General features: G+C 69.8%; 8 protein-coding genes and 1 pseudogene. 5 read left to right on the top strand and 4 right to left on the bottom strand.

Annotation, left to right across the window (positions count from 1 at the left end):
- Positions 1-83 precede the first annotated feature (83 nt).
- Positions 84-647, bottom strand: coding sequence for a helix-turn-helix domain-containing protein (locus ABZZ38_RS30155; protein ID WP_356745691.1), 564 nt, complete (start codon positions 645-647; stop codon positions 84-86).
- 125 nt (positions 648-772) lie between these two features.
- Here ABZZ38_RS30155 and ABZZ38_RS30160 point away from each other — a divergent pair, with 125 nt between their 5' ends.
- A complete protein-coding gene (locus ABZZ38_RS30160) occupies positions 773-1,387 on the top strand; it encodes a DUF2867 domain-containing protein (RefSeq protein ID WP_356745693.1) in 615 nt (204 codons plus the stop codon).
- Between the two features lie 359 nt (positions 1,388-1,746).
- Positions 1,747-1,947 carry a hypothetical protein gene (locus tag ABZZ38_RS30165; protein WP_356745695.1) on the top strand — a complete coding sequence of 67 codons (201 nt, stop codon included), beginning with the start codon at positions 1,747-1,749 and terminating at the stop codon, positions 1,945-1,947.
- Between the two features lie 75 nt (positions 1,948-2,022).
- Here ABZZ38_RS30165 and ABZZ38_RS30170 read toward each other — a convergent pair whose 3' ends face one another.
- Entirely contained in the window at positions 2,023-2,532 is a 510-nt protein-coding gene (locus ABZZ38_RS30170; RefSeq protein ID WP_356745697.1) for a hypothetical protein, read from the bottom strand.
- Between the two features lie 193 nt (positions 2,533-2,725).
- Between ABZZ38_RS30170 and ABZZ38_RS30175 the strand changes: the two genes are divergently transcribed.
- Positions 2,726-3,337 carry a YceI family protein gene (locus ABZZ38_RS30175; protein WP_356745699.1) on the top strand — a complete coding sequence of 204 codons (612 nt, stop codon included), beginning with the start codon at positions 2,726-2,728 and terminating at the stop codon, positions 3,335-3,337.
- A 15-nt stretch (positions 3,338-3,352) separates the two neighbouring features.
- On the opposite strand, the gene ABZZ38_RS30180 is transcribed toward ABZZ38_RS30175, so the two are convergent.
- Positions 3,353-3,757 carry an ATP-binding protein gene (locus ABZZ38_RS30180; protein WP_356745701.1) on the bottom strand — a complete coding sequence of 135 codons (405 nt, stop codon included), beginning with the start codon at positions 3,755-3,757 and terminating at the stop codon, positions 3,353-3,355.
- A 111-nt stretch (positions 3,758-3,868) separates the two neighbouring features.
- Here ABZZ38_RS30180 and ABZZ38_RS30185 point away from each other — a divergent pair, with 111 nt between their 5' ends.
- Entirely contained in the window at positions 3,869-4,693 is an 825-nt protein-coding gene (locus ABZZ38_RS30185; protein ID WP_356745703.1) for a helix-turn-helix transcriptional regulator, read from the top strand.
- On the top strand, positions 4,690-4,932 hold the full coding sequence (locus ABZZ38_RS30190; RefSeq protein WP_356745705.1) for a DUF397 domain-containing protein: 243 nt from the start codon (positions 4,690-4,692) through the stop codon (positions 4,930-4,932). Before ABZZ38_RS30185 ends, ABZZ38_RS30190 begins: the two co-directional genes overlap by 4 nt.
- A gap of 71 nt (positions 4,933-5,003) precedes the next feature.
- Here the strand turns inward: ABZZ38_RS30190 and ABZZ38_RS30195 are convergent.
- Positions 5,004-5,302 (bottom strand): annotated as a pseudogene (locus tag ABZZ38_RS30195) (hypothetical protein); the annotation flags it as partial.

The raw sequence follows: 5,302 nt of genomic DNA on the forward strand, positions 1-5,302 counted from the left end.
GGCGCGAAGGCGCGGCGCGGCGCGGCGCGAAGGCGCGGCGCGGCGCGAAGGCGCGGGCACCGGCTCGCTTCCGGCCGGGCGCCCTACCGGCCGTGGGCGCGGTCGAGGATCAGGTCACCGGCGCGGGTGAGCACCTCGACGCGGGTACGGCCCTCATGGTCGGCGGCCAGGAAGTGGTGTCCCATCGCCACACAGAAGGCGATCAGGCCGCGGGCCTCGACCTCGTCGGGATCGGAGCAGAAGGTGCCGATCATCTCGCGCAGCAGGGCCATCCGCCGGTTGTCCACCCGTCGCAGGCGCTCGGCGACCGCCTCGTCCCGCCGGGCCCAGTCACGGACCGCGAGGTCGATGCGGAGCAGCCGGTCGCTGGAGAAGGTGAGCATGCCCGCACGCTGGATCTTCGTCTTCGGGTCACCGCCCTCGCGCTCGACCCGGTCGATCACCTCGTCGGTGCTCTCGCGCTCCCAGCTGTCCAGCATCGCGTCCAGCAGCGCGTCACGGTCGGCGAAGTACCCGTAGAACCCGCCCTTGGTGACACCGAGTCGCTTCGCCAGCGCCTCGACCCTGACGGCGTCCGGGCCCCCCTCGGCCAGCGCCCGCAGGCCTTCCTCCACCCATCTGTCACGCGGTGTGCGAGCAGCGCCCACGATGTGCCCCACCTCACTGATCCCAGGGATATACGCAACCGTATATTCCGCCCTAGCCTCGCCTTATACGTAACCGTATAACGGGGATGGCAGGCACGCCCCGAGGCAGGAAGGTGGCAGCGGCCATGAAACTCCCTCGCACCGCCCATACCGATCAGCCGTGGCGAATCCACGAGCTCACGACCGACTTCCGCACCGAGGACGTGTGGTCGTACCGCACCCCGGGGGCCGGGCCGGACGACTTCCCCGTGATGCTGGCGGCGATGCGGACGGCCGGCGGATTCGCCGAGCAGCCCGCTCCCGTCCGGTTCCTGTTCGCGGTGCGCTGGAAGCTCGGCGCCCTGCTCGGCTGGGACAAGCGCAGGGCGAGCCTGGGGGCGCGGGTCCAGCCGCTGCGCGACCGCCTGCCACGCGACCTCCGCGAGACCGTGGACGACTCCGACGCCGACGGCTCCCCCTTCACCCCCGTCTACCAGCTCGCCAACGAGTCCGTCAGCGAACTGGCGAACAAGACCGTCCACGGCGTCATGCACCTGGGGTGGGTGGAGACCGGCGACGGCGGTCACGAACTGCGGATGGCGGTCCTGGTGAAGCCCAACGGCCTGTTCGGACGGCTGTACATGGCGTTCATCGCACCGTTCCGCCACCTGATCGTCTACCCGGCGCTGACCCGGCAGTGGGAGCGCGCCTGGCGGGAGCGCACGCATCCGCGCCCTGAGGGGACCAGCCCTCGGGCGTGATACCGCGGGCGCGGGCAGGGGCACCGCCACTGCCTCCCGCCACGCGACAGCGCGGACCACCCGCGTGGCCGCCTCCACACCCGACCGAGCGGTGTCACATCCGGCGCCGCCGCCTTGTCCCCACCACGGAAGCGGGAGAAGGGATCGTGAGGAGGAAGGCCGTCATCGTGTGCGTCCGCGTGTCGCACGGCAATACACGTCGGGTCGCCAGCAGCAGGCCCAGGTACCGCGCCCGAAGGTCGTCTCCCCCGAGGAGGCCGACCCGGCGGAGCCGGCCGGCGCCGACCTCGTGGGATTCGGCTCGGGCGTCTTCCACGGCAGGCTCCACCCCCGGCTACCGACTTCACCGGCTCCCCGAGATGCCGCCGACGCCTTTCACCCGCCCCCTGGTCCGGCTGCTCGAAGGCAAGGGCTTCGAGGTGGAGGGGAGCTTCTCGGGCCGGGCGTTCGACACCTGGGCTCCCTCCAAGCTCGTCGGCGGCATCAACGAGCAGCGGCCGAACGTCGGGGACCTGGCTGCCGCGCGGGCGTTCGCCGGGCGGCTGCGGGACGGGCGGTGACGGCCCGCCCCGCGTACCGGCGGCGGCGCGGCCGGATACGCGGGGTGGCCGGTTCGATCGGCGGGCGGGCGGGGGTCAGCAGCCGCCGCAGTTGTAGTACGTCACGTCCCAGTGGTTGCCCTCGTCGGCGTAGATGTTGCCGGAGCCGGACTTCCACTGGGGCGCGCCGTCTCCGCGCACGCCGATGTAGGTGAAGGTGTTCTTGATGTAGTTCCCGAGGCACGTGTACTTGCTGTAGTCCAGCTTGTAGCCGTTCCAGTGCGAGTACGTGCCACCCGCGTGGCCGGTCTCGGTGCCGCCGGTGATGTTCAGGGCGCAGCCGCTGGCGCTCCTCAGGGTCTGGGCCCCCTGGGCGGAGGCGAGGTTGAGCTGCTCGAACGACGTGCAGGTGGGGTTGTTGCGGTCCGAGCAGTTGCCGGACGACGACCAGGTGATGCCCGAGGAGCGGAACATCGAAGTCGCGGTGGCGTGGCTGATCTTGGTGACGGCGTGGGCATCGGTCGCGCCGGTCAGGACGCCGAAGCCCGGGGCGAAGAGCGCGCCGAGGACGAGGGCGAACGCGCTGAGGACGGAGCGGAGTCTCACATCTTCCTCCTGCTGTTGCTGAGACGGGCGGTGCAGGTGGAGCAGACAGATGGTGCCGGAGGTCTACGCGCGTACGCCAGAGGGCGTCGGGGCCTATCGGATGAACGTTCACCGAACTTGTTGAAAGTTGAATGGAATAGCGCTACGGTCGAAGTCGTTGAAGGTTAAACCAACACAGACCAAGGAGCACACCATGGGCCTCTTCAGCCGCGACGCCGCCACCACCGCCCCCGTCACCACCCGCACCGCCGTGGACCCGGCCCTGGCCGTCCTGACCGGCGAGTACGCCATCGACCCGGCCCACAGCGGCATCGGCTTCACCGCCCGCCACGCCATGGTCACCAACGTCCGGGGCGCCTTCACCGACTACTCCGGCACGCTGACGCTCGACGGCGAGAACCCGGCCGCGTCCAGCGCCTCCATCGACGTCAAGATCGACTCGATCGACACGGGCAGCGCCGACCGTGACGGACACCTGCGCAGCGCCGACTTCTTCGACGCCGAGCAGTTCCCGCTGATGACCTTCCGCTCCACCTCCGCCGAGGCGCTCGGCGGCAGCGACTACCGGATCACCGGCGACCTGACCATCAAGGGTGTCACGCGGCCCGTCTCCATCGACCTGGAGTTCAACGGCTCCGCCAAGGACCCGTTCGGCAACGAGCGCGTCGGCTTCGAGGGCAAGGCCGAGATCCTGCGCTCCGACTGGGGCCTGACCTGGAACGCCGCCCTGGAGACCGGCGGCGTCCTGGTCAGCGACAAGATCAAGCTGACGTTCGAGATCTCCGCGATCCGCAACGCCGCCTGACTCCCCGGTGGGCTGTCACCAGCGGAACTCGCACCACACGATCTTCCCCGGGTTCCGCTCCCCCACCCCCCACGCATCGGCCAGCGCCGCCACCAGCAGCAGCCCGCGCCCGGACTCCGACCGGGCGTCGGGCTGCTGGGCGCGTACGGCTCCGTCGCCGCTGTCGTGCAGCTCCACCCGCAGCCGCAGGCCCTCCGACAGCCGGCGCAGACACAAGCGGTAGCCGCGCCCCGGCGGGACCCCGTGGACCAGCGCGTTGGTGGCGAGCTCGCTCACGCACAGCACCACTTCTTCGGCGCGCTCCACGATCCCCCACCGGTCGAGCGCCTCGGCGGCGAAGCGCCGGGCCGCCCGCACCGACCTGCGCTCACGCCGGTAGAACGCCTCGCACAGATACGGCAGTTGCAGTTCTTCGTTCATGCCCCCCATGTCACCGTGCGTGACTAGAGTGAGCCATAGCGTCATGCCGTACAAACCGGTTGTACGGGCCGTGACCGGTCATGTACTCCGGCGGATGGGAAGAGGGCGACCATGCACCCATCGAGCAAGCCAAAGAAGAACGCCACCTGGCACCTCATCGGTGCCCAGCTCGGCCAGCTCCGCAGAGCGGCGGGGCTCACGCAGCCCGAACTCGCCGAGCAGGTCTGCATCCACCAGGAGACCATCGCCTCCATCGAGCAGGGCCGCAGACCGCTGAAGTACGACCTCGCCGAGCAGCTCGACCAGGTGCTGGGCGGCCGGGGTGTGCTGGCGGCGGGGGTGGCGCGGGTGCCGGAACGGGAGCGGTATCCGGCGTTCGCGCAGGACTTCATCGAGCACGAGCAGCAGGCGCTGACCTTGCTTTGGTACGAGCAGAAGCTGGTGCCCGGGCTGCTCCAGACCGAGGGGTACGCGAAGGCCGTCTTCGCCTCCCTGTTCCCGCCGATCAGCGCGGAGGACGCCGAGGAACGGCTGTCGGCGCGGCTCGACCGGCAGAAGGTGTTCGACCGCAAGCCGTGGCCTCCGATGATGAACTTCATCATTGAGCAGTCAGTATTGGAGCAACCTCTCGGCGGACGTCACGTCCTGCGGAAACAAATCGGACATCTGCGTCGCTGCGCCGAACTGCCCTTCATGGGCATCCAGATCATGCTGACCTCGCGCGAAAAGCACGCGGGTCTCAACGGCCCCATGGTGCTGGTGGAGACGCCCGATCATGACCAACTGGCCTACATCGAGGGCCAACGCGTCAGCTTCCTCGTCGATGACCCCGACGAGGTCAGTGTGCTGCACCAGATGTATGGGATGCTGCGATCACAGGCCCTAAGCCCTGAGGAAAGCATGGGCCTGCTGGACGATCTGGCAGGAGAGTCATGACACCCGCAGCAGCACTGATCTGGTTCAAGTCCAGTTACAGCGGCCCGGAAGGCGGCGCCTGCGTCGAAGTCGCCTACGCCTGGCGCAAGTCCAGCTACAGCAGTGACGAGGGCGGGAACTGCGTCGAGGTCGCCGCCCATCCCGCCGCCGTCCACGTGCGGGACTCCAAGGTCCAGGACGGCCCGGTCCTCACCGTGTCCCCCGCCGCCTGGTCCGCGTTCCTCACCGACCGGGGATAGAACAGACGCGGACAGGAGAAGGCCCCGGCCGGAGGGGATGGGCCGGGGCCTCCACTGTGGCGCACGCGGACTCAGAAGCCACCTCCGCCGAAGTCACCTCCGCCTCCGAAGTCGCCTCCGCCGCCGCCGCCCCAGCCGCCGCCGAAGTCGGAGGCGTTGAAGTCGCCGCCGGAGAAGTCGCCGCCCTCGAAGCCGCCGAAGTCACCGCCGCCGTACTCCGTCGCGTACGCCGGGGTGGCGAGCATCGAGCCCATCATCGTGCCCATCAGCAGGCCGGGCAGCAGCCCGCCGCCGAAGTACCCGCCGGCCCACGGGCCGTACACCGGGCCCGCCTCCCAGTACGGCCTGCGGCCGTACTCGGTGTCGACCG

The sequence above is a fragment of the Streptomyces sp. NPDC006368 genome (assembly GCF_040612535.1).
Taxonomy (GTDB): domain Bacteria; phylum Actinomycetota; class Actinomycetes; order Streptomycetales; family Streptomycetaceae; genus Streptomyces.

Excerpts from the sequence above, each read along its gene's own strand:
- ABZZ38_RS30160 (WP_356745693.1), top strand. The coding sequence starts at position 773 with ATGAAACTCCCTCGCACCGCCCATACCGATCAGCCGTGGCGAATCCAC.
- ABZZ38_RS30165 (WP_356745695.1), top strand. The coding sequence starts at position 1,747 with ATGCCGCCGACGCCTTTCACCCGCCCCCTGGTCCGGCTGCTCGAAGGC.
- ABZZ38_RS30175 (WP_356745699.1), top strand. The coding sequence starts at position 2,726 with ATGGGCCTCTTCAGCCGCGACGCCGCCACCACCGCCCCCGTCACCACC.
- ABZZ38_RS30180 (WP_356745701.1), bottom strand. The coding sequence starts at position 3,757 with ATGAACGAAGAACTGCAACTGCCGTATCTGTGCGAGGCGTTCTACCGG.
- ABZZ38_RS30185 (WP_356745703.1), top strand. The coding sequence starts at position 3,869 with ATGCACCCATCGAGCAAGCCAAAGAAGAACGCCACCTGGCACCTCATC.
- ABZZ38_RS30190 (WP_356745705.1), top strand. The coding sequence starts at position 4,690 with ATGACACCCGCAGCAGCACTGATCTGGTTCAAGTCCAGTTACAGCGGC.